The sequence below is a fragment of the Streptomyces sp. NPDC049970 genome (assembly GCF_040660235.1).
Classification (GTDB): Bacteria; Actinomycetota; Actinomycetes; order Streptomycetales; family Streptomycetaceae; genus Streptomyces.
Window position 1 is genome coordinate 314,997 of sequence record NZ_JBFALP010000001.1, and the last position, 22,024, is coordinate 337,020.

The window sequence follows — 22,024 nt, forward strand, 5'->3', positions numbered from 1 at the left end:
CGCGGAAAGCTGGATCGCAGCAGAAGCCACTGCTCACGGAACCGCGTCCCCTACAGAGGGGGTTTCCGGCGGTGTTCGTCCGTCAGGCCAACGAGCCGTTGACGCTTTGTGCCGGACGACGAAGACGGGCAGGGGGCGCGGGGGCCAGTCTTTTCCCGTTCCGCCACCTCGCCTGCCGACGCGTGGCACGGCCCCACCGAAAGGACCCCACCGTGACATCTGCCCGCGGCACCTCGCCCGGACCGGCCGGCCCCCCGGTCCCTCCGGTCCTCTCCCCGGACCAGCGCGTCACCGCCGTGATGCGCCGTGCCGTCGCCACCGGACTCCTCGGGGACGACCGGCCGGTCGCCGGGTTCCTCGACACGGACGGCATCCGGGCCTCCGTCGCGAGCCTCGACGCGGCGTTCGCCCATGTCCCCGACGTCCTGCACACGTTCGCCGTCAAGGCGACCTCCCTGGTCCCCGTGCTCCGGCTGCTCGCCCGGCTCGGCATGGGCTGCGAGGTGGCAGGTCCGGGAGAGCTGCGGATCGCGCTCGACGCCGGGGTGGCCCCGCAGCGGATCGTGTTCGACTCGCCCGCCAAGACGCGCCCGGAGCTCGGCGAGGCACTCGCCCTGGGGGTGGCTGTCAACGCCGACAGCCTCGACGAGCTGCGCCGCATCGACGAGCTGCGCCCCGCGGACAGCGCGTCGGTCCTGGGGCTGCGGGTCAACCCCCAGGTCGGCGGCGGTTCCATCGGGGCGATGAGCACCGCCACCGCCACGTCGAAGTTCGGCGTGGCGCTCCGCGACCCGGGCGCACGGGATCGCGTCGTACGGGCGTTCGCCGAACGGCCCTGGCTGACCCGGCTCCACGCCCACGTCGGCTCCCAGGGGTGCCCGCTGGAGCTGATCGCGGAGGGCGTCGCACAGACGTACCTGCTGGCCGAGGAGATCAACCGGACGCTGGGCACCCGGCAGGTCACGAGCCTCGACATCGGCGGCGGCCTCCCCGTCAACTTCGACGACGAGGAGACGCGGCCGGCCTTCTCCGACTACACCGGGGCGCTCCTGGCGGCCGTACCCGGTCTCTTCGACGGCCGCTACGCGCTGGTCACCGAGTTCGGCCGCTCGCTGCTCGCCAAGAACGGGTTCATCGGCGCGCGCGTGGAGTACACCAAGGAGGCGGGCGGCAGGCGTATCGCCGTCACCCACGCGGGAGCGCAGACCGCCACGCGCACCGTACTGATGCCCGACGCGTGGCCGCTGCGGGTCGGCGCCTACGACGCCGACGGCAACCCGCGGACGGGGACACCGGTGCGCCAGGACATCGCCGGACCGTGCTGCTTCGCCGGTGACGTCGTCGCCCACGACCGGGAGTTGCCGGAGCTGGTGGAGGGCGATCACGTCGTCCTCCACGACACCGGCGCCTACTACTTCTCGACGCACTGGGCCTACAACAGCCTGCCCCGCCCCGCCGTGTACGGCTTCACGGCCGAGCGGGCCGACAGCGTACGGCTGGTCACCGTCCGGGACGCCCAGACGCTCGACGAGATCGCGGCGGAGAGCGGACTCGCCCACGCCGACGCCTTGGTGTGCCCGGCGGATCCGGAAGGGGACTGAACTTCGCCCGTCGGGCCGGTCGCCCCGCCGGCCGGTCAGGTGTGGGACGCGGGCGTCGGGACGGAGCGACCGGTTCGCGCCAGTCGTATACGGCCGCGGGCGGAACGGCGGGCCGGTGCGGAGGTCCCGCGGCAGCTTTCGTCCCCGCAGGTGAGGGGCTGTCCGGCGGTCTGGGTGCTGTCGGGGGCCGCCGTTGTCCGATCGTCAGGTAAAACCTGTCCGCCTTAGTGGAGCAGGTCTTGCCCTGCGGACTGTATGCGAAATGCGGTCTGCGATATTTCTTGATCACCCCTGGCTGGGGGCAGGCCCCCGCGCGCCCAAAAGCGTTTGCCCTGGCGGCGGTTGCGTCGGTGCCCCTGACCTCCCTGCTTCGCCACCGCGACCTCCCCGGATCCGCGCGCGACGGCACCGTCCCGGACGCGGCCGCCTGATCTCCCCGGGCCGGGGGCGCCCCGAGTCCGCATGATCCGGACGCCCCCGGTCCGCATGATCCGGACGCCCCCGGTCCGTACGATCCGGAACGCCCCACCGAACCCCGAAACGCCGCAGCAAGGAGCCGCACCCGTGTTCACCACCCGTCCCACCCTCCAGGGCACCTTCGGCATGAAGTTGTCCACCGGATGGCGCTGACCTGCATCGATGCGACCATGCCCGCCTCTGACCTGGGCGGATACGTCTTTCAGCTCTTTCGAGATCGTGCTGCGATACGCGGTCGATTCTCCCCACGCGCTCCCCAGGGCCGTCGACACTCCCCAGACTCTCCCCAGGAGGTGCCGTTGTGGCGGGGCATGGTGGCACGGGACGTCATGCCACTCGAAGCGCTGCCAAGGGTACGTCGAGCGACTGCCTGCGAGGGCGGGCTCGAGCCTGCGTCGAGCGGATGAGCTCCAGGCGTGAGCCTGGCTGGGCTTGAGCAGGAGGCAAGTTACAACCCTCCGTCGGAAGCCGACATCTTTCCGATGACCCACCATGTCGAGTGTGTCGCGATCCTTGAGCCTGCCGCAAAGGGTGCCTGACCTGCGGTTTCGCCGAGTGTGCGTTATGTGCGCTGTGGGCGTTACGGGCGATATTTTGACGCATTTTCGACGCAGGTTGGGCCCTTCTGACGCACGTTCTGATGAGGTGCCAGATGCCCGTTTCTGCAGGTGACGGTGTGTCGAGTACGGCTTGAGGGGGCTCCCTCTTTGCCGCCTCTTGGTGAAACGGCGCTCGATATCGCCTGATTTAAGGCTCAGTAGGAACGGGGTCCGTAAGGGCTCCAGTGGCCGAGGAAAGGCTTGAGGTCGTCGCCGCTGGGCTTGGGTGGGGTGGGCAGCTTCGGCGCTGCGGCGGACTCGGTGAGGTGCTGGAGCCGGGCGTCCGTAAAGGCGAGCCACGCCTCGATCTCTGTTCTTTCCTGTCCGGGTGGCAGCGATGTGGCGTGGTCGCGTACTGCTGTGACGTATTCGGTCAGGCGCTTGGCCTGGTGCCAGGCGTCTGCTTGTTCTTCGAGGTGCTTGACGCGATAGGCGTAGGCGTATGCGGTGCGCGCTTCCTCCATGGAGGTTTCCCAGCGCCTCTGCTGGGCTTACCTGGTCTGCAAGGCGTTTGTGTTCTGCGGCTTTGCCGCGGAGGATGAAGCGCAGGCGGTTTGAGGGGGTGTAGTCGAAGCGGGCGATGCGCATCCACGAGTGCTTCTTGGCGTCGCGAAGCTCTTGGCGGACATCGGTGATCTTGGTCGAGAATCCGCCTACCAGGGAGCTTCTTCGTTGTGCAACGCGCGGCCAACGCCGCCAGCTTGGAGAGGGCTCAGTGGCTTCTGAGCGCACTACGCCAGTGCGCCCCTGCGCCACCGACCTGTCTGCACCAACGTCCCCGATGACATGGGCCCCATCTGCATTCCTGGCTATGCCAGCATAGGCATCAGAGGGTGCGGCGTGGGCGTGAACTGGCCGTAGCGCTGGAATTGCTCGTGACGCAGGAGCAGGATCTTCCCTACTGCGCGAATGTCCCAGCGTGAACAGTGGATTTTTGATGGAGGTCTGCGTGCCGAGTGACATAGGTGAGTCGTGGCAGCGTGTTGTGTCCTGGTTGCGTAAGTATGCCCCGGTCAGTCACCGTGCTCTGGGGGATGTGGCGAGCGAGGAGGAGATCGCCACTGTCGAGGAGAAGACAGGTGTTCGGTTCCCGGAGGACCTGCGCGCCTATCTGAAGGTCAACAACGGGACCGTCACCCGGCTCGATGGGTCGAACGGTCTGACGGGCTCCTGCCCGGAAGGTGAGTTCCTCGTCGGCGGATGGGCGCTGCTGCCTCTGTCGAGCATCGAGCGGCTGCATCACCAGATGATGCCTGGTCCGAGCGAGGGCGAGGGCTATTGGAGGAAGGAGTGGATTCCATTCGCCGCCGAGTCTTATGCGTGTGGTGAGATGTATGGCTTCTTCGTCGACGTGGAGACAGGTTCGGTGGGGCAGTGGAGTGACGGCGACGTAGAGACCATGGATCTCTTCCCGGATCTTTCGGCATTCTTCGCGTCGGTTCTCGAGGATCTGGAGCGAATCCTTGGCCCGGAGGAAACCAGTCAGCGGATTCAAGATGGCTGCGTCACCCTCCAATGAGGTACAACGGGAAGGCTCCCACAGATGTTCTAGGGTTCTGAGGTCCTTGCGACACCCGCGAGCTGTGGGTGTTGAGGGGACCGTGGCCGTCGAACGTGATGATCTTGCGGGATCGAGGGAGTGCAACCCCGTCTCGCCTTGGCAACGCGCCTCGAACCAGAACACGAACGGACTCCTGCGCCAGTAGTCCCGAAGACCTCGAGCACGTCGCCCGGGAACTCAACGGCCGCCCACGCGGACGCTCGGCTGGGATACCCCAGCCGAGCGTCTACGTGATCTACTCACCACCTGAGGCCAAGCGGTGTTGCGAGGACCCCTTGAACCGAAGGTTCCCGTGGGGGCCTTCCCTGTGTGGGGTTCTTTCAGGGGGTAAACCCGTCGAGGTCGACCCAGTAGTCGTCGTCTTCCATCAGCCGCTGTTCACGGATGAATCCGCCGAAGGGCTGCATGGATTGGGTGTTCTGCCACCTCGACATGCTGGACCGGCCGCAGGGCTCGTTCCAGACCGGGTCCGGGTAGTCGGGCCGCAGGTGAAGGCTCATGGTGCCGTCGGAGTTGCGCTTGAGGTAAGTCTGCACGCAATCGCTGCCATTGGTACTGACTGGATTCGGGCCAGTCATGTTGCCGCCGCTCTGGAAAGAGTTGGCGAAGGAGAACTCGTCGCAGGTGATGGAGTCCGTCTTCGCGGTTCCCGAATCGGCGGTCCACAGGTCGCTGAAGAGCCCAGTGCCCTGGTTGGGGTCTCCCGGAACGTCGTATTCGATGAAGTTCGTGGAGCTTTTCGTGCAGAGCTTCTCCCGGTTGACGGTCTTCTGGAGGCGGGTGCTGCCGGGTACCTTCTTGTTGCCGAGGTAGGTGAGCGGCTTGCCGCTGTTGCCGCTGCTGTGCTGACCCCACTTGATGTTGGTCTTGCGCCACATCAAGTCGATGTGTGCCGCGGCCCCGGGGAACTTCTTGGAGTTCATGACATACGTCGGCTTGTAGCCGGAGAACACACAGCCGGTACCCGCGTTGGAGACTTGGGAGTCGCAGCGGACGTCCAGCTTGGTGCTCTCGAATTCGGACGGGTTCACGACCGTAGTGGTGTTGATCTTGCCGCCGAGAGACAGGTACGGGGTGATCGTGTTCTTGGTGCCGCTGGGCATCCACTTGAACCGCGTAGTGACGGTCCGTGTAAGCGTGTCGCCCTTGGCGAAGGTCTTCGACCCGTTCCAGTCGACGCTGGTGACGTTGCAGTAACCGCGGCACTTGGCCTCGTAGTCGAAGGTGGCGGTCTTCGCCGTACCGTCCATCATCTTGAGCCGGATCGTGGTGACCTGCGAGAACTCGGCACTCTTCGGGTCGAGGTAGTAGGTGATGTAGAGGTCGAAAGCCGCGTTTCCGATCGGGACGGTGTTCGAGTACTCCGTCATCCCGTAGTCGCTGTGGATACAGCCGGTGGTGCGCTTGCGGCTGAGGGAGTGGTTGACCGTCGAGCAGGACGCGGTGCTCGTGGCGGCCACCGCCATCGGCGCCGCCGTGGCGGTCGTTGCCGAGGAGCTGCCGGCAGCGGAGAGGAGGGCGTCGGTGATGTCCTCGTCCGGCTCGACCGGCGCCGGCTCCGGAGCGGTCGGGTCGGCCGTCATGCTGCCGGTGAGCGCCATGCCGGTGAAGGTGCCTGGCACGAACGCGATGGCGTCGAAGGCGATGTCGGCGTCTCCGGAGCCGCCGTTGAAGTTGTCGAGACGCACTTCGGGGATCTGGTCGCCGAAGGTGTAGGCGCCGAGGCTCACCCACTTGTTGGACTGGTTCGACTTCTGGGAGACAGCTGCGGTCCGTTCCCCCGTCGGGGTCTGGACCCGGTAGACGGCGTTGGAGGTCTGCGCCCCGTGGTCGGGGATGTGCGCGTAGACCTCCGCCTGGCGCGTCGTGTTGGCCAGCGGAGCGTTCAGCTTCCAGGTGCCGGTGATCTTCAGACGGTTCGCGTTGGCCGGGTAGGACTCCGGCGAGCGGGTGTGCGTGAACCAGAAGTGGTTGCCGTAGCCCGCGCCGATCTGGTGCGTGTCGATCTTGCCCGGATACGTGGTGACAGTGGTCGGGTTGTCCGTTCCGTCATCGGTGAGATCCATCTGGGTGTCCCATGGTGCGTAGTCGAGGCTGAACGTGCCGCTCGACTTCACCGCCCCGCAGCCTCGGCTGGTGTCGACCCCGGCGGGGATGGTGCCGTCGGGCAAGTCGTCGACCACCAAGGTGTTAGCGGGCAGAGACCCGATGGAGCAGTTCGGCGGGTAGGAGCCGGCGTCGGACTGCTCGCCGTAGGACGTGGGGAAGCGGTGCACGCCGTTTCCGCACTCGGCGAGGCGTTCACAGTCCTTCCACTGTTCCTTGGTGATCTCCTCGTGCCACCAGCAGTGCAGCCAGTGCGGGTTGGTGTCGCTGTCGCCCGCGTCGAGCGTGCAGGCGCCCATGCCCTGGTCGTTGGAGTCGTTGTCGCCGATCTTGGACGGGTCGCAGTAGTTCGACCCGCTGCAGAACAGGTCAACCGGCGGCTTGGCGTTGGTCCGGTCCTCATTGGTGGTCCACCAGGCGGGGCGGTAGCCGGCCTGGAAGTCACCGGGTGCGAACATCGCAGAGATCGGACGGGCCGCCCAGCCGATCACCTTCTCCTCGTACGGCCAGTCCTGCGGGTGCGCGGCGTGGCTGTAGTCGTCCCCCGCCGGGTTGGACGCGCTCTGCAGGAACGGATCGCGGTTGGCCTTCCACAGCGGGTTGGCCGGGTTGTTCGTCCAGCCGACGCCCGAGTGCCCTTGGGAGTCAGCCGTGTCGTAGAAGCCGGAGTTGTAGGCCCACAGGGCGAAGAACCAGTTCTCGATCCATTTGGGGTGGCCGCCGTTGATCTTCATCCCTGCGTTGTAGGTCTGGTTCCACTTCTCGGACAGGATCCGCACACCGGCGGCGATGTTCGCCGTGTAGTCGAGGGCGACGGCTTCCTGCGCGAGCGTGGACAGCGCGGTCTCGCCCGGCTTGGTCTTGCCTGCGAGACGCATGCCGTCGGTGGCCTGGGTGATGCCGTAACCGCAGTCGGCGTCCGCCCAGTTGATCCGCCAGGGGTCGAGCTGCTCGCCCGAGGCGGCGTAGTCGACACCGTAGTAGTTGCCGATCAGGGAGTTGGCGGTCACACCGGGCACGGCGTAGCGGGTGGCCTGCCACATATTGGACTCCTGCGCGGTGATGCCGAGCATCACCTGCGCGGGAATGTGCCACTTGTCGGTGACGTCGGGATCCTCGTTGTCGAGGGTGCCGTTGGGGTCACCAGCGAGCACGGTCGGCGGGAACAGGCCCTGGGGCTGGTAGCCGCCGGTGCCGGTGTTCTTCCAGTCCGGCGACCGGTAGAAGTTCAGCTCGCCGACGACTGCCTGGTCCACGGCCCATTCGACCTGGCGCGGAGTGGGCTGGAACGCCTGCTTCTTCACGTCGTTGCGGGCCACCGCGCAGTAGCGTTCGCCGGTGCCCTCGCTCGGGTTGTCGGCCTGCGCGGTGAGGGCTTGGGTGCGGACACTCTGCGTGGACAGGCCGTCAGTGCTCTTCTTGCCCATGTCCGGGCCAGAGTCGACCGGGCCGCCGGTGGGTAGAGCGGGGGACACGGCGTGCCCCTGTGCCCCGTCGCCCACGCGGTGCGCGCCGGGGCGCAGGTCGAGGGTTACGGACTTGCCCGAGTCCAGCATGCGCAGGGCCGTACGGGCGGGGCGCGGCTTGGCGGCGTCCTCCGGGTTGACCAGGGTGGTCTTCCCGTCGGACCAGGTGGTGGTCAGGGCCGCCTGGGCGTGGCTGGAGATCGCCGCGCCCATGGGGAGCTTGCCGGGGTTGTGCACCCGCTCGGGCAGGGCCTTGGACGTGGCGTCACCGGTGACGAACACCTCGCCGCGTGCCGAGCGGGTCAGGTCCCAGGCGTGCAGCCCGCCGGAGGCGACGCTGGCGGGCTCGGTCTTCTTGCCCTGTCTCACCTTCGTACGGTCCAGGTGCTTGGCCCAGGCAACCGGTTTGTCGGACGCCTTCTTGTCCAACTCGCGGTCGATGAAGGTGATACCGCCGCCGGCGTCGGCGGTGATCTGGAACGGCACCGTGGTGGTGGATGCCAGGGTCTTCTCGGCCGTGCCGTTGATCCGTACCAGCTTGTTGCCGTGGGCGGCGACGACGCCCGCGTCGGTGGGGATCGCCGAGGTGATCTGGCCGGCGAGCGTGACCGCCTTCGACTCCTTGCCGGTGGCCGCGTCGACCGTGATCAGCCGGGTCTGCTGCTTGTCGTCACCGTCATGGGTGAGCTGGGTGAACACGGCCTGATCGCCCTGGCCGCAGCCGGGCGAGAAGTAGGCGAGCGACGACTGGAACGGCAGCTTGGTGACCTTGCCCGAGGTCAGGTCGACCACCGCGGTGAAGGCACCGCGCACCATCAACTCGGGCTTGTTGGTGAACATCCGCGGCGCGTACGAGACGGCCGCGTACGTGCCGGACTCGGTGACGCAGTGGTTGCCGATCCAGGTGTCTGAGGCGAAACCGTCCTCGAAGAGACTTGCCACCGTATGGAGTTGGTAGCCGTCCTTCTCCTTGCCCGCAAGGAGGTGGAAGCCGGTGCCGTCACCGGTCGTGGTGACCGCCGTATCCGCGGACTTCTCGTAGCCCTTGCCGAGCAGACCGGCGCGGTCCTTCGCGGGGATCGCGGAGGGCTCCGGGGAGAGCTTCTTCTGCTGTTGGGTGGCGTCGCTCCACCCTTGCGCCGCACCCTTGGGCGGCTTTGGTTCCCCGGCCTGCGCGGGCAGGCTCATCGGTATCGCCAGCGCGATGGTCACCGCAAGGGTGATCGGCACGCGCAGACGGGTACGTATGTGTCTCAACTGTTTTACCTCTCTGCTTACTTGACAGCCTTCGCGGCCGCAAGGACCATGCCCATGCGCTTCTTGACGGCGGCAAGCTGGTCCTTGTTCTCCTCGATCAGCCGCTTCTGGACGGCCGACTCCTCCTTGAACCAGACCTCGATCAGACGGGTCTGCTCCTTGCAGTCGATGTCGTCCAGCGCGAGCTCGATCGCGTTCTTGGTGGTGCCGTCGCCGTCGGCGTAGCCCTGCTCCATCGCCCGGTACGGATCGGCGGCCTTGCGGCCCTTGTCCTTCATGCAGGCCGACCAGCTCTTGAGAGCCTTCTCGACAGGCCCTAGCGGCCGGGACTCGGAGAGGCTTGCCGAGGCGAGCCCGGAGACAAAGCCCGCATCCTCCTCGTTCACCTTGAGCCGCCGCTTCGACCAGCCGGCGCAGCCGCCCTCGTGCAGCTTCTTTCCGTTGTGCTCGGCGCGCGCGGGCTCCGGGATCCTGCCGAACTGGCCGTCGCTGTCCTTGGCACCCTTGGGCGGGGCGGACTCGGGCTTCTTTCGCCCGGTCAGGACCTCCACCTCGATGCCGGAAAGCCCCTCCTCGACGGATTCGAGGCTCCGGGTCAGCTCCTTCGGCAGCCCGTACCCGTACTTCTGTGCCTGTGCGCGGTCGCTGAGGCCGTAACGCCGCTCGATCGAGACGGCGTTGCTGTGGGGCGGCGGGTTCGCGCCGGGACGCGGCAGATCGACGGTCAGCCCGTACTCGGACATGCACCGCGTCTGCAGGGTGCGCAGCGCGGTGTCGACGGCGACCTGATCCGCGTAGGAGGGCAGGTAGGACTCAAGCGGCAGCTCCAGGCCCTTGACCAGACCGGTAGTGGGCACCTCCGCAGGCCAGTCGGCCCGGGTGATCGGGGCCTTGCCCTTCGCCGAGTCGGAGGCCGATCCCAACGAGGAGCAGGCACCGAGCGAGAGTGTCGCGAGCATGACAGTGGTGGCGACAGTCGTTCGCCTGAGTTCGTGCATGGGTTTTCCTTCCCTATGTGACGCGAGGTGGCCCACGTGCGTGGCGCGTGTCTGCCGCGCTCCTCAGTAATGCTGCACGAGATCGATGGGCACCTCCGGATCGTCCGGCGGAGCCTTCGCATGGGACGCCGCCGTGCAGCGTTCTCTCTTCTACTTCTTGTCGACGAGGCGATCGAACTCGTCGACGTAGATCTTCGGAACCTTCGGAGGGGGACCCATATCTTTCGAACCGATCACCGCGCCCTCCCGCCCGGTTTCTCCCGGAGGGACATCCTGAAGCCAGAAGCGGTTGTACGCGGTCCAATCCTCACCGTCGGCGATGCTGATCTGCACCGAGTACGTCGCATCGCGCTCGGAGGTATTGGCTACCGCGATCTCGGTTCGTACCCCGTTGCTTTCCGGCGTGGCACGCACAACCAGATCTCCGTACTCCAGGACACGTGTACGGCCCTCGGAGTGCACCGAAGCCACAGGCGATGGATGCACCTTCGGACTGCTCTCCTCCGCGCTCGGAGTCACCGGCCGCTGCGACTCGGAGGCCCTGTCAGAGGCATCGTCCGTACACCCGACGGCCAGCACACACACCGCCATCAGGTACAGCGCCCGGGCCATGAGCGGCCCGGGCGCAACGCCATCAGTCTTCACTGGGAGGCCGCTATCTGCTTACGCGCGGCAGCGATCTCGATGCCGCGCTGCTTCTTGATCCCGGCCAGCTGGCTCTTGTTTTCGGCGATCTGCTTGTCCTGGATCGCAGAGTCCACACCGGACCAGATCTTCACCAGATCCGTCTGCTCCTTGCAGTCGATGTCGTCGACCGCCAGAGCGATGGACTCCTGCGTCGGCTTCCCATCGTTGGTGACACCCTGGTCCATCGCCTTATACGGATCTGCAAGTCCCGCGTGTCCCTTGCCGTCCATGCACGAAGACCACGCAGCGAGGACCTTGATGACTTCGCCATCCTTCATCGACTGCATCAAGCTGTCGCCGGAGAGCTGTGCCACGATGATCGGATCGGCTTCCTTCGCACCGAGTTGGTCCTTGGACCAGCCGATACAGCCGCCCGTCTTCAACTTCTTCCCGTTGTGCTCGGCTCGAGCCGGCTTGGTTCCCTGGCCGGGGCTAGCGAACGGCTCTCCAGCCTTAACTCCCTTGGGGTCCTGGGGCGGTTCGGGCTTGGTGTGGCCGGTCAGGACCTCGACCTCGACACCGGACAGATCGCGCAGGGGCTGCTCGGTGTGCTCCTGCAGTGCCGGGGAGAGCTGGTAGCCGTACTTTTCGGCATCGTCCCGGTCGGTGATGCCGTAACGGCGTTCGATGTTGGCGTCGTTGTCGCTGGGAGGCGGGTTGGCGCCCGCTCGTGGCAGCGTCAGGTCGATGCCGTAGTCCTTCATACAGGACTGCTGGAGATCGTTGGAAGCCTGCTCGACGGCCACCTGGTCCTCGTAGGAGGCCATGTACGCCTCCAGCGGAAGGGCCAGATTCTTGGTCAGGCCACTGGTGGGGGTCTTCTCGGGCCAGTTCTCCTTGTTCACGATCGTTTTGCCGTCCGCCACGTTCTGCGTGGTGTCCGGGGTCGCGTCGGAGGAGCAGGCACTGACCAGGAACATTGAAGCGGTCAGGGCTACTGCGGTGGCTATCCGCTTGGTGTGCTTCACGGAGGTCCCTTCTTACGCGAAGTGGGAGGAGGCGTTGTTGTTGTGCAGGGCGGAGATCAGGTCGGTGAGGTTGCAGTCTCCGTAGGGCCCGTTCTTCGCGAAGTACTGTGATGCGCCGCCGTAGCCGGAGTTGTAGTACACGCGGTAGTTGTCATCTCGGGCGCAGTTCTGCACGGACCCCGCGTTGTTCTTCATGTACGCGCCGTTGCCGTTGCCACCGTTGCCGAAGACGTACCGATAGGTCGTCAGTGACGATCCCTGGTACTGGCTCGTACCCGAGTGGTCGGACACGTTGCTGTAGAAAGTCGTGAACGCCGACTTGATGTAGCCGTCCTGGACGGCAAATTGCTTCGTGTTGTAGAAGAGCCACAGATCACCGTACGAGCAAGTGATCCACGGCACGTCACAGTTGTCGGTGACCTTGAACTCCGCCGCATGAGCCGGACCGGCGGTCGCCATCACAGCCGCGACGGCCGCCAAGGACGTACCGAAGGCGGCTGCCCTCTTCTTGAAGCGGATGCTCTTCATCAAATCTCCATCCAAAGATCATTTGTGCGAGAAGGATCTTCACACCCTGGCGGGTGTCCTGGCCAGGGATGTTGCGTGATCGAGATAACCTCCCCGGTCAGGTCGCGTCGGCGGTCCGACCCGGCACGGGATCGTCGCCGGGCACGGGAACAAGTTCGTCCGCGCGAACGGGCGGAAGGAGACCGTCCTCGCCACGACGAGACATGGGCCGTTCAAGATCGCCGCCGACAGGCGACAGTGTGACCTTCACCGACCGGGACGCCGGCACCAAGGACGCCAAGGCGAGGTCCTGGGCGAAGCATGTCGAGAGGGGAGGTTCGGCCGGGTCACCAGCACTCGGATTCCAGATCGCGTGCCTGTGCGGGGCGAGAGGCCCTGCCGCAGCCGGCAGGGCCTCTCGCTTCCGGTCGTGGGCTTGCTAGGCCGCCGCGTGTCCGAGGATGCGCAGCGAATACGTGTCGTACGTCCGGTGCAGGACCATCACTACGGGGCTGGCCCCGCAGTTGTACGTGCTCGCGCCGGTGGAGTTCAACTCGGCTGCAACGTCGTGTGATTGTGTCGCTCACCGGTTCGGGAATGCGGCCGACCATCCGGAGCGTGTTCGGCGCTATTCCTCGGACATGACGGACGCGGAGTGGTCTGTGGTCCAGCCGCTGTTGCCGGTGCCGGGCTGGATGCGGGGCCGGGGCGGGCAGCCGGAGGCGTACTGCTCTGGAGCAACCGAATCCGGAACACCCCTCGCAGGATGTGAGAAGTCCCCGCATGGGAATGATCGGGTCCGGAACACCACCGCATCACCGGGCCAGGCAAGGCGCGGAACACCCCGCACGGCGGGGGGACCCGTGCGGCGAGGTATCTCATGTCGGTCGGGCGACCGGAACAGCCCCGCGTCGGCGGGGAGGACCAGACCGACGCTGACGGGGGCTGTCCGCGAGGCCGGAACACCCCCGCGTCGGCGGGGAGGACCTCCTGCGTGAGCTCCGCGGCCTCTACGACGACGGAACACCCCCGCGGACGCGGGGGTGTTCCGTTCTCCGTCACCCCGGCCGCGAACAGCCGGCCGTCCTCCCCGCCGACGCGGGGGTGTTCCGTACCGGCCGAACCTCAACGTCACCGAAACCGAGTCCTCCCCGCCGACGCGGGGGTGTTCCGGACAACACGTACGAGTTCAAGCACGTCGACGAGTCCTCCCCGCCGACGCGGGGGTGTTCCGCGGGAATCACCGCTCGCAGCTAGGCCGTGTCTGATAAATGGCTGTAGCCCTGCGATACACGGGGTTACCTCGGGTGAGAAGCTCAGCTGCATGATCAGTAATGGTGATGGCACACGTCGCGAGCTGTTTCTCCGGAGTGACCTGGGTGCTGCAGACGTGGTGCACGCGCATCGTGAGGCACTTCTTGTCCTGCGGGACAGCATCGAGACCGCTCACGTTGATGCCTACAGCGATGAAGCCTGGCCACAGGAGGTCGTACCTGCCTACGAGCGGGCCTTGTTGATGGCAGAGGGCGCTTTGACCGATGGTCTCCGTTCAGCGAAGAGCGATCCGGGGATGGGGATCCATGTTGATGTCCACGACGATGCACAGTTCGATGTACTGCAGGCTTTGGCCCCGTACACAATCCATGCCGAGGCATCGCGGCAGGGACAGCCGCTCTTCAGCGCCGACGACACGGGAACAGCCCTGTGGATTGCCGTCACATCACAGCAAGAGACTCGGCTTATGTCACGGCTCGGTGCACTGGGGGTCGCTGGGACGGCTTTCGCGGACCGGCCCAGGTAAGGGCTGTCCCGCAACTGCTGGTCACAGGTGAGATGATCTTGGTGTGGCTGGTGTGATCACGGCATCAGAGCCGTCTTGGATACGTCCGTTCACTGGACTGAGCCCGCGCTGCTTCGGCAAGTTGGTGACCGCGGTGAAGCGCGAGAGTGCAGCCGAACCACGGACGGGGCGTCCGTGGGGACTGTCACTTGAGGACCGTATTCTGTTGGTCGCGGCCTACTGGCGCACCAACTTGACCATGCGCCAACTGGCCCCGTTGTTCGGGATTTCGAAGTCGGCTGCTGACCGGATCATCGACCGCATCGGCCCTCTGCTGGCCTTGCCGCACCGACGCCGGTTCGCGAGGGGCACTGTGCTGATCGTGGACGGGACGCTGGTGCCCACCCGCGATCACGCGGTGGCCGAGCAGTCGAAGAACTATCGGTACTCCACCAATCACCAGGTCGTCATCGATGCCGACACTCGCCTGGTCGTTGTGGTCGGACGGCCGCTGCCGGGCAACCGGAACGACTGCAAGGCGTGGGAGGAATCGGGGGCAAAGACAGCGGTCGGCCGGACGACCGTGATAGCTGATGGCGGCTATCCAGGAACCGGATTGATCATGCCGCACCGCCGCACGCAGGGCGAGGAACTACCCGCCTGGAAGCGGGAGCACAACCGCTCACACAAGCAGGTCCGTGCACGAGTGGAGCACGTCTTTGCCCGGATGAAGACCTGGAAGATTATCCGCGACTGCCGACTCAAGGGCGACGGCGTCCACCACGCCATGCGCGGCGTCGCCCACCTGCACAATCTCAACCTTGCTGGATAGGACCGTGGCCGTACTCAGGCAGGTCGCTCACCAGCGTCCGCCAGCGGAAGGCGCGGCATGTGCCGCGGCCACTGCGCGCCCACCTGTTCCACCACAGCGGCCCGGAACGCTTCCAGAAGGACGCATCCGGGATACGTCCCAAACGCTCCATACTTCCAGCGGTAGTAGCACGACCAGTAGCTCACCACGCGCCGCTCCGTGCGCGCGAAGAAGGCCGGATTCCGAGCGATGAACTCGCCATAGAGGCGGCGCTGGGCCGAGCCCGGGACCGTGAGCCCGGGAAGCCCCCGGCCGATCGCCTCAAGGATCTCCAGCACGTATTCGCCGGCCAACTGCACCACGAACGGGACCACCCACGGCTCGCCCGACGCCACCATCTGCTCGAGGTGCCGCTGGCGGACCCAGCCATCGTGGTGTCGGGAGTACAGGCAGTGCAAAATCACCTGCTGGGTTTCGGCCAGGGGACGCCCCAAGTCGGCGCCGGGCTCCTCGTTGTAGATGCGCGACGGGATGGCGACGGTCTCGCCCTGCACCTCGACCTCGAAGGGCGTCATCGGCGCGAGCCTGGCCTCCGGCATGACCGCTAGGACACTCTGCACGTCACCGACAAGACGCGTTGGAAACGCGGCCACCAGGGCATGGGCGACGTTCGAAGGATCCCGAGGCAGCTGCACAACAGGAGGATAGGCGGCGAACCTCTCGGTCTCTCAACCGCCCGCCTCAACGTTGCGGGACAGCCCTTAGGAGAATCGTTTGGCCGGCTACGTCGAAGATCGTTGGATCAAGAAGAAGAAGGATCCGATAACCGGGCAGAGGGGAAGAACTGCCCGTTATGGCAAGGGGCGGCGGTACCGGGCCGCCGGAATCCCCGGAGTTCGGGACAGGTCGTTCGTGACGTTGGAGGACGCCAAGGCGTGGCTGCGGCGCTCCAGTACGGATCAGGAACGGGGCGATTTCGCCGACCCGCGTGACGGGTCCATCACCCTCGCTGACTACATCCAGCAGTACTGGATGCCCGGAGTTCGTGGTGCTGCCAAGACCCGCAAGAGCATAGATGAGCGGATAAGGCTGCACGTCATTCCGTATCTGGGTGAACTTCCGCTAAGCAAGGTCTCGGCAGCCGAGCTGCGCCTGTATGTCGTAAAGCTGGAGGCAACGTGCTCGCCGCAGTACGCCCGCAGCATCCTTTCAGCCCTCTCGACTGTCCTCGAGACCGCAGTTGACGACAGGCGCATTTCCCGGAACCCCATGCGTGCCAAATCGGTTCGATGGCCGAAGCTTTCTGCCGAACGTCGCGAGCCATGGCCGATATCTACATCGCGCAAGGTGCGTGATGAGATCAGCAGGCGCCATCGCATCGCGGTGGTGCTAGGTCTCGGCTGTGGGCTGCGGCAAGGCGAGGTCTTCGGGCTTGGCCCGGAGGATATCGACTACCGGCGCGGGCTCATACACGTCAAGCGGCAGGTGCAGATAATAAACGGACACAAGTACTTCGCGCTCCCCAAGGGTGGAAAAACGCGTGTAGTGGACATGCCCCCATCTGTTGCCAGTGAATTGGTCGAGCGTCTGAAGGCTTACCCACCAGTAAACGTTGAGCTCCCCTGGGGTGGCCCGGAGCCGGAACGGGAGAGGAAGGGGCACGACCTCGTTCTCACTACGATGTACGGAAACGCTGTGGCGGCGAACACGTGGAACACCGAGATCTGGAAGTCGGCACTGGCCAAGGCTGGTGTAATTCCGCCCATTGCCAAGGGAGCGAAGCCTTGGCAATGGCAGGCGGCCCCCCGGGACGGCTTCCATGTTCTGCGGCACACATACGCGTCCGTTGTCCTGGAAGCGGGGGAGTCGGTAGTGACATTGGCCAGGTGGCTCGGGCACGCGTCACCCACCATCACCCTCGACCACTACGCGCACTTCATGCCGGAGGCGGGCCGCAGGGGGCGACAGGCGATCGATAGCCTGCTTGACGATCAGGTGAGCGACCTTGCAGGGCGAAACTCCCCAGATTCTCCCCAGGCCCGATCGTGAGCCGTGATCGGTCCGCTTAGTACGTACAACTAGCAAGGTGATCCGCGATGTTCACGACCCGACCCACCCTCCAGGGCACCTTCGGCATGGTGTCCTCCACCCACTGGCTCGCCTCGCAGTCCGCGATGGCCGTCCTGGAGGACGGCGGCAACGCCTACGACGCGGCCGTCGCCGCCGGATTCGTCCTGCACGTCGTCGAACCGCACCTCAACGGACCGGCCGGCGAGGTGCCGATCATCCTCGCCCCGAAGGACGGCGACGTGCGGGTCCTGTGCGGGCAGGGACCCGCCCCAGCCGGCGCCTGTGCCGCGCACTACCGCTCGCTCGGCCTCGACCTGGTGCCGGGCACCGGCCCGCTCGCCGCCGCGGTCCCGGGCGCCTTCGACGCCTGGATGCTCCTGCTGCGGGACCACGGGACGAGGACCGTCGCGGAGGTGCTGCGCTACGCGATCGGCTACGCCGAGGACGGCCACGCCCCTGTCGAGCGCGTCGGACAGACCGTCGAGACCGTCCGCGAGCTCTTCGAGACCGAGTGGCAGAGCTCCGCGGAGGTCTACCTCCCCGGCGGCAGGCCGCCCGTGCCGGGTGAGCTGTTCCGCAACCCCGCGCTCGCCGCGACCTGGCGCCGTCTCATAGCCGAGGCCCAGGAGACGGGCGGCGACGACCGCGTCGCGCAGATCGAGGCCGCCCGCGCCGTGTGGCGCACCGGCTTCGTCGCCGAGGCACTGGTCCGCCAGGCCGCGGTCCCCACCATGGACACCAGCGGGACCCGTCACCCGGGCACGCTCACCGCCGCCGACCTGGCCGACTGGTCCGCGACGTACGAGGCGCCCGCGACGTACGACTGGAACGGCTGGACGCTGGCCAAGGCTGCGGGCTGGAGCCAGGGCCCCGTGTTCCTCCAGCAGCTCGCCCTGCTGCCCGCCGAGCTCCCGGCGTACGGCTCCGCCGACTACGTCCACCTGCTCATCGAGGGCTCCAAGCTCGCGATGGCCGACCGTGAGGCCTGGTACGGCGACGCCGCCGAGGTACCACTGGACGCCCTGCTCTCCGGGCCGTACAACGACGCTCGCCGCGCCCTCGTCACCGACACGGCCTCCCTGGAGCTGCGCCCCGGCAGCCCCGGGGGCCGCACCCCGCTGCTCAGCTCGCACGCCCGCGCCGTCGCCTCCGGCGGGGCCGGGTTCGACCCCATGGGCACACCGGTCGCGGGGGCCGGCGAGCCGACCGTGGCCAAGGACGGCGCGACCCGTGGTGACACCTGCCACCTCGACATCGTCGACCGCTGGGGGAACATGGTCGCCGCGACTCCCAGCGGCGGCTGGCTCCAGTCCAACCCGGTCGTGCCCGAGCTGGGCTTCCCCCTCGGCACCCGCCTGCAGATGGCCTGGCTCGACGAGGGCCTGCCGAACTCGCTGACCCCGGGCCGCCGCCCCCGCACCACGCTCACTCCGTCCCTCGCCCTGCGCGACGGGGTCCCCGTCATGGCGTTCGGAACCCCCGGCGGCGACCAGCAGGACCAGTGGCAGCTGCACTTCTTCCTCGCCGTGGCGCTCCGCGGCCGGGTGCGCGGCGGCCTCGACCTCCAGGGCGCCATCGACGCCCCGAACTGGCACAACGACAGCTTCCCCGGCTCCTTCTTCCCCCGGGGGATGTGCCCGGGCAGCGTCACGGTCGAGGAGCGCATGGACCCGGAGACCGTCGCGGAGCTGCGCCGCCGCGGCCACGACGTGACGGTCGGCGACCCGTGGTCCGAGGGCCGGATGTGCGCCGTCGCGAGGGACCCGGAGACCGGCGTCCTGTCCGCCGCCGCCAATCCGCGCGGGATGCAGGGGTACGCCGTCGGCCGCTGACCTCCTGCCCGGAGCGGCCCCGGCGGACCGTGCTTAGCTGGACTCATGATCGATGACTTCCTGTACGGGACCGCCGGGGACGCCGGGCAGCCGACCGAGGTGGAGGCGGTGGTGCGGGCAGCCGCCGCCGCCGAGATCCTGCCGCGCTACCAGCAGCTGGCCGCGCACGAGATCGTCGAGAAGAGCGGCCCGCACGACCTGGTCACCGCCGCCGACCGGCTGGCCGAGGAGCATCTGACCGCGGCCCTGACCCGGCTGCTGCCCGGTTCGGTCGTCGTCGGCGAGGAGGCGGTGCACGCCGACCCCTCGGTCTACGACGCGCTCGGCGGTGACGCCCCCGTGTGGATCGTCGACCCGGTGGACGGCACCCGCCAGTTCGTCCGCGGCGAGCCCGGATTCTGCACCCTCGTCGCCCTCGCGCTGCGCGGGGAGGTGTACGCGTCGTGGACGTACGCCCCCGTCCTGGACGAGATGGCGGTAGCCGTACGCGGCCGTGGAGCCACCCTCAACGGCCGCACGCTGCAAGCCGGTTCGCCCGCGCCCGGCGCGGTGCTCAAGGTGGCCATGTCCCACCCGGACTACACCTCCGACGCACAGAAGCGCGCCCTGCTCGGTCTGCGTACCGACGGCATCGAAGCCCGCGCCTGCGGATCGGCGGGCCTCGAGTACCTCGCCGTCGCCTGCGGCGCGCAGGACGCCGTCGCCTTCAACTGGGAGTTCGCCTGGGACCACGCCGCCGGCCTGCTGCTGGTCACCGAGTCGGGCGGCGCCCAGTCCACACTCTCCGGTGTCCCGTACCGCATCACCGGCGGCAACGACCTGCCGTTCACGGCGGCCAGGGACGCGGCGACGGCGGAGCGGATCCTCGACGCGCTGCGGGCCGGCGGGCAGGGATCAGCCCCCGCCGAGGGCTGAGAGCCAGGCCACGGCCGGCGGGCCCCCCTGGGCCGGGGAGGCACCGGCACCGGGGGAGTCCGGGCCGAGCACCGCGCGTACGTCCCGTACGACGCCGGCCGCCACCTCCACCGCGGTCGCGTCCGAGCCACGCAGGGCCGTGGAGACCAGGTCCGCGAAGTCCGCCGGGGTGCCGGGCAGGGCGGCGGCGGCGGCGAGCGCGCCCTTCTCGTTGAGGCACCAGGTGCGGTGGTGGGCGTGCAGGGCCTGGGCGAGGACTCCGAAGGCCCGTGACAGGCACAGGGCGACGTGGAGCGTGTCGCCGGACGGGGCCGACTTGCGCGCGGAGACCACGCAGAACTCCGCCTCCCACACCGCGTCGGTGAGAGCGCGGCGCAAGGGCTCGGGATAGTCGCGCGCCGCCTCCTGAAGGGCTGTCAGCTCGCCGCACGGGTCCTGGAGAACCCGGCCGAGGGCGACCTCGCCCACGTAGCAGGGGGACCAGAAGCCGAGCGGGTGGCCCGGCTGGATCCCCACCTCGAACCGGCCCTCCCGACAGTCCGACCACACGGCCTCGACCCGGTCCAGATCCCGCAGGATCCAGTCGACGGCCACACCTTCCACCGTCAGCCAGGCACCGCCGTTCACCCACGGGCCCCAGCCTCCCGGCCCCGCCACCTCCACCGGTGAGCCCTGTGCCTCGGACGCCAGGGCGGTGAGGGCGCCGAGGTCGAGGGCGCCCCTGTAGTACACGCCCAGGTCCCAGTCCGAGTCGGGGCGGTGGGTGCCGCGAGCCCGGCTGCCGCCCAGGGCGACGGCCCTGACACCGGGCAGCCGGGCGAGTCCGGCGGCCATCGAGGCGACGGCGGGCGTGGGCGCACAGGCGTTGTCCATCGGGCCGGAGGCTACCCGGGGGCCCGCTGTCGGCGCGCCCGAATATCCTTGGTGGTCCGGCCACCGGCTGACAAAGGAGTCCGAAGGTGCCATCGATGCTGGATGCCGTAGTGGTCGGGGCGGGCCCCAACGGGCTGACCGCCGCGGTCGAGCTGGCCCGCCGCGGTTTCGCGGTCGAGGTGTTCGAGGCGGGGGACACCGTCGGCGGTGGTGCCCGCACCGAGGAGCTGACCCTGCCCGGCTTTCGCCACGATCCGTGTTCCGCCGTACACCCCCTCGGGATCGGCTCCCCGGCCTTCCGGTCGATGCCGCTGGCCCGTCACGGCCTCGAGTGGCTCCACGCACCGCTGTCGCTCGCCCACCCCTTCCCCGACGGCTCCGCCGCGGTGCTCACCGGTTCGGTCGGACAGAGCGCCATGTCGCTGGGCCCGGCCGACGCCGGGGCCTACCGGAGGCTCGTCGCTCCCTACATAGGCCACTGGGACACCCTCGCCGCCGACATGCTGCGCACCCCGTGGGACGGGCTGCCCCGTGATCCGTACCGCTGGGCGCGGTTCGGGCTCGACGCGATCCAGCCCGCCGCGCTGCTCTCCCGCCGCTTCCGCGGCGAGAAGGCGCGTGGCCTCGTGGCCGGACTCGCCGCGCACGCCATCGCGCCGGCGAGCGGCTTCGCCACCGGCGGCATCGCCCTGATGTTCGCGCTCGCCGCACACGAGAACGGCTGGCCGATGCCCCGTGGCGGCTCGCAGGCCGTTTCCGACGCCCTGGCCTCCTACCTGCGCGAGCAGGGCGGTGCCATCCGCACGGGCACCGAGGTCAAGCGCCTCGACGAACTCCCGCCCGCCCGCGCCTACGTCTTCGACACCTCCCCGACCGCGCTCGCCCGGATCGCCGGGCTCGGCGGCGCGTACGACCACTACCGGTACGGCGCCTCCTGCTTCAAGATCGACTACGCGCTGTCGGGCCCGGTGCCCTGGACCGCGAAGGAGGCCAGGCAGGCCGGCACGGTCCACGTCGGCCCCACGGCCGCCGAGATCGACGCCTCCCTGCGCGCCGCGGTGGCGGGCCGCGACCCGGGTGTGCCGTTCCTCATCACCGCCCAGCCCAGCCTCGTCGACCCGGGCCGCGCCCCCGAGGGCCGCCACGTCTTCTGGGTGTACGGGCACGTCCCGGCCGGCTGGGAGGGCGACGCCACCGACGTGATCGAGCGTCAACTGGAGCGCTTCGCACCCGGGTTCCGTGACCTCGTGCTGGCCCGCGCCGTCGCGGGCCCGCCCCAACTCGCCGTGCGCAACGCCAACTACGTCGGCGGCGACATCGCCACCGGCGCGTTCGCCGGGCTCCAGACGGTCATCCGGCCCAGGCTCGCCCGGGTGCCCTACGCCACCGCCCACCCCGCGGTCTTCCTCTGCTCGTCCGCGACACCGCCCGGCCCTGGGGTGCACGGCATGTCGGGCCACCACGCGGCCAAGGCGGTGTGGCGGCGCCTGAGAGCCGCCTGAGGGACCGCGCCCGG

General features: G+C 68.0%; 16 protein-coding genes, 2 pseudogenes and 1 CRISPR repeat array. Of the genes and pseudogenes, 10 read left to right on the plus strand and 8 right to left on the minus strand.

Annotated elements, in window-relative coordinates:
- The first annotated feature begins 212 nt into the window (after positions 1 to 212).
- A complete protein-coding gene (locus AB0I83_RS01330) occupies positions 213 to 1,601 on the plus strand; it encodes a diaminopimelate decarboxylase (protein ID WP_363303147.1) in 1,389 nt (462 codons plus the stop codon).
- Between the two features lie 1,231 nt (positions 1,602 to 2,832).
- Here the strand turns inward: AB0I83_RS01330 and AB0I83_RS01335 are convergent.
- Positions 2,833 to 3,141 (minus strand): hypothetical protein, encoded by a 309-nt coding sequence (locus tag AB0I83_RS01335; RefSeq protein WP_356531766.1) that lies wholly within the window; start codon positions 3,139 to 3,141, stop codon positions 2,833 to 2,835.
- A 572-nt stretch (positions 3,142 to 3,713) separates the two neighbouring features.
- On the opposite strand from AB0I83_RS01335, the gene AB0I83_RS01340 reads away from it, so the two are divergent.
- Positions 3,714 to 4,196: an SMI1/KNR4 family protein gene (locus AB0I83_RS01340; RefSeq protein WP_356531767.1), complete on the plus strand. Its 483-nt coding sequence runs from the start codon at positions 3,714 to 3,716 to the stop codon at positions 4,194 to 4,196.
- A gap of 121 nt (positions 4,197 to 4,317) precedes the next feature.
- A pseudogene (locus AB0I83_RS01345) lies at positions 4,318 to 4,488 on the plus strand (IS30 family transposase); the annotation flags it as partial.
- Positions 4,489 to 4,558: 70 nt separating this feature from the next.
- Here the strand turns inward: AB0I83_RS01345 and AB0I83_RS01350 are convergent.
- The 5 genes from AB0I83_RS01350 to AB0I83_RS01370 all read right to left on the minus strand — a co-directional run bounded on the left by AB0I83_RS01350 (position 4,559) and on the right by AB0I83_RS01370 (position 12,248).
- A complete protein-coding gene (locus AB0I83_RS01350; RefSeq protein WP_363303148.1) occupies positions 4,559 to 9,040 on the minus strand; it encodes a hypothetical protein in 4,482 nt (1,493 codons plus the stop codon).
- A gap of 44 nt (positions 9,041 to 9,084) precedes the next feature.
- Complete coding sequence (locus tag AB0I83_RS01355) at positions 9,085 to 10,065, minus strand: hypothetical protein (RefSeq protein ID WP_363303149.1); 981 nt, start codon at positions 10,063 to 10,065, stop codon at positions 9,085 to 9,087.
- Positions 10,066 to 10,215: 150 nt separating this feature from the next.
- The gene (locus AB0I83_RS01360; RefSeq protein ID WP_363303150.1) at positions 10,216 to 10,710 is read right to left on the minus strand and encodes a hypothetical protein; all 495 of its coding nucleotides are present in this window, start codon (positions 10,708 to 10,710) and stop codon (positions 10,216 to 10,218) included.
- Positions 10,707 to 11,720 (minus strand): hypothetical protein, encoded by a 1,014-nt coding sequence (locus AB0I83_RS01365; RefSeq protein WP_363303151.1) that lies wholly within the window; start codon positions 11,718 to 11,720, stop codon positions 10,707 to 10,709. Before AB0I83_RS01365 ends, AB0I83_RS01360 begins: the two co-directional genes overlap by 4 nt.
- Positions 11,721 to 11,732: 12 nt before the next feature.
- Complete coding sequence (locus AB0I83_RS01370) at positions 11,733 to 12,248, minus strand: hypothetical protein (RefSeq protein WP_356531774.1); 516 nt, start codon at positions 12,246 to 12,248, stop codon at positions 11,733 to 11,735.
- A gap of 509 nt (positions 12,249 to 12,757) precedes the next feature.
- On the opposite strand from AB0I83_RS01370, the pseudogene AB0I83_RS01375 reads away from it, so the two are divergent.
- From AB0I83_RS01375 to AB0I83_RS01385, 3 genes and pseudogenes are all read left to right on the plus strand, one after another.
- Positions 12,758 to 12,946 (plus strand): annotated as a pseudogene (locus tag AB0I83_RS01375) (IS5/IS1182 family transposase); the annotation flags it as partial.
- Between the two features lie 303 nt (positions 12,947 to 13,249).
- Positions 13,250 to 13,461: a CRISPR direct-repeat array (repeat unit 29 nt; unit sequence GTCCTCCCCGCCGACGCGGGGGTGTTCCG).
- Positions 13,462 to 13,551: 90 nt separating this feature from the next.
- Entirely contained in the window at positions 13,552 to 14,028 is a 477-nt protein-coding gene (locus AB0I83_RS01380) for a hypothetical protein (protein WP_363303152.1), read from the plus strand.
- A gap of 43 nt (positions 14,029 to 14,071) precedes the next feature.
- The gene (locus tag AB0I83_RS01385) at positions 14,072 to 14,839 is read left to right on the plus strand and encodes a transposase (protein WP_363303153.1); all 768 of its coding nucleotides are present in this window, start codon (positions 14,072 to 14,074) and stop codon (positions 14,837 to 14,839) included.
- A gap of 14 nt (positions 14,840 to 14,853) precedes the next feature.
- Here AB0I83_RS01385 and AB0I83_RS01390 read toward each other — a convergent pair whose 3' ends face one another.
- Positions 14,854 to 15,513 carry a hypothetical protein gene (locus tag AB0I83_RS01390; protein ID WP_363303154.1) on the minus strand — a complete coding sequence of 220 codons (660 nt, stop codon included), beginning with the start codon at positions 15,511 to 15,513 and terminating at the stop codon, positions 14,854 to 14,856.
- Positions 15,514 to 15,592: 79 nt separating this feature from the next.
- Between AB0I83_RS01390 and AB0I83_RS01395 the strand changes: the two genes are divergently transcribed.
- Genes AB0I83_RS01395 through AB0I83_RS01405 form a run of 3 tightly spaced genes read left to right on the plus strand, consistent with a single transcriptional unit; the run spans position 15,593 to position 19,635 of the window.
- The gene (locus AB0I83_RS01395) at positions 15,593 to 16,867 is read left to right on the plus strand and encodes a site-specific integrase (protein WP_363303155.1); all 1,275 of its coding nucleotides are present in this window, start codon (positions 15,593 to 15,595) and stop codon (positions 16,865 to 16,867) included.
- A 47-nt stretch (positions 16,868 to 16,914) separates the two neighbouring features.
- Entirely contained in the window at positions 16,915 to 18,720 is a 1,806-nt protein-coding gene (locus AB0I83_RS01400; protein ID WP_363303156.1) for a gamma-glutamyltransferase, read from the plus strand.
- Positions 18,721 to 18,765: 45 nt separating this feature from the next.
- Entirely contained in the window at positions 18,766 to 19,635 is an 870-nt protein-coding gene (locus AB0I83_RS01405) for an inositol monophosphatase family protein (protein ID WP_356531793.1), read from the plus strand.
- Here AB0I83_RS01405 and AB0I83_RS01410 read toward each other — a convergent pair.
- Positions 19,615 to 20,508, minus strand: coding sequence for a nucleotidyltransferase domain-containing protein (locus tag AB0I83_RS01410; protein ID WP_363303157.1), 894 nt, complete (start codon positions 20,506 to 20,508; stop codon positions 19,615 to 19,617). The genes AB0I83_RS01405 and AB0I83_RS01410 overlap by 21 nt on opposite strands.
- Before the next feature lie 86 nt (positions 20,509 to 20,594).
- Here AB0I83_RS01410 and AB0I83_RS01415 point away from each other — a divergent pair, with 86 nt between their 5' ends.
- Complete coding sequence (locus tag AB0I83_RS01415; RefSeq protein ID WP_363303158.1) at positions 20,595 to 22,010, plus strand: NAD(P)/FAD-dependent oxidoreductase; 1,416 nt, start codon at positions 20,595 to 20,597, stop codon at positions 22,008 to 22,010.
- Positions 22,011 to 22,024: the final 14 nt, after the last annotated feature.

Bases quoted from the DNA above. Each gene is read 5' to 3' on its own strand.
- AB0I83_RS01335 (WP_356531766.1), bottom strand. From the start codon at position 3,141: ATGGAGGAAGCGCGCACCGCATACGCCTACGCCTATCGCGTCAAGCAC.
- AB0I83_RS01355 (WP_363303149.1), bottom strand. From the start codon at position 10,065: ATGCACGAACTCAGGCGAACGACTGTCGCCACCACTGTCATGCTCGCG.
- AB0I83_RS01370 (WP_356531774.1), bottom strand. From the start codon at position 12,248: ATGAAGAGCATCCGCTTCAAGAAGAGGGCAGCCGCCTTCGGTACGTCC.
- AB0I83_RS01380 (WP_363303152.1), top strand. From the start codon at position 13,552: ATGATCAGTAATGGTGATGGCACACGTCGCGAGCTGTTTCTCCGGAGT.
- AB0I83_RS01400 (WP_363303156.1), top strand. From the start codon at position 16,915: ATGTTCACGACCCGACCCACCCTCCAGGGCACCTTCGGCATGGTGTCC.
- AB0I83_RS01405 (WP_356531793.1), top strand. From the start codon at position 18,766: ATGATCGATGACTTCCTGTACGGGACCGCCGGGGACGCCGGGCAGCCG.
- AB0I83_RS01410 (WP_363303157.1), bottom strand. From the start codon at position 20,508: ATGGACAACGCCTGTGCGCCCACGCCCGCCGTCGCCTCGATGGCCGCC.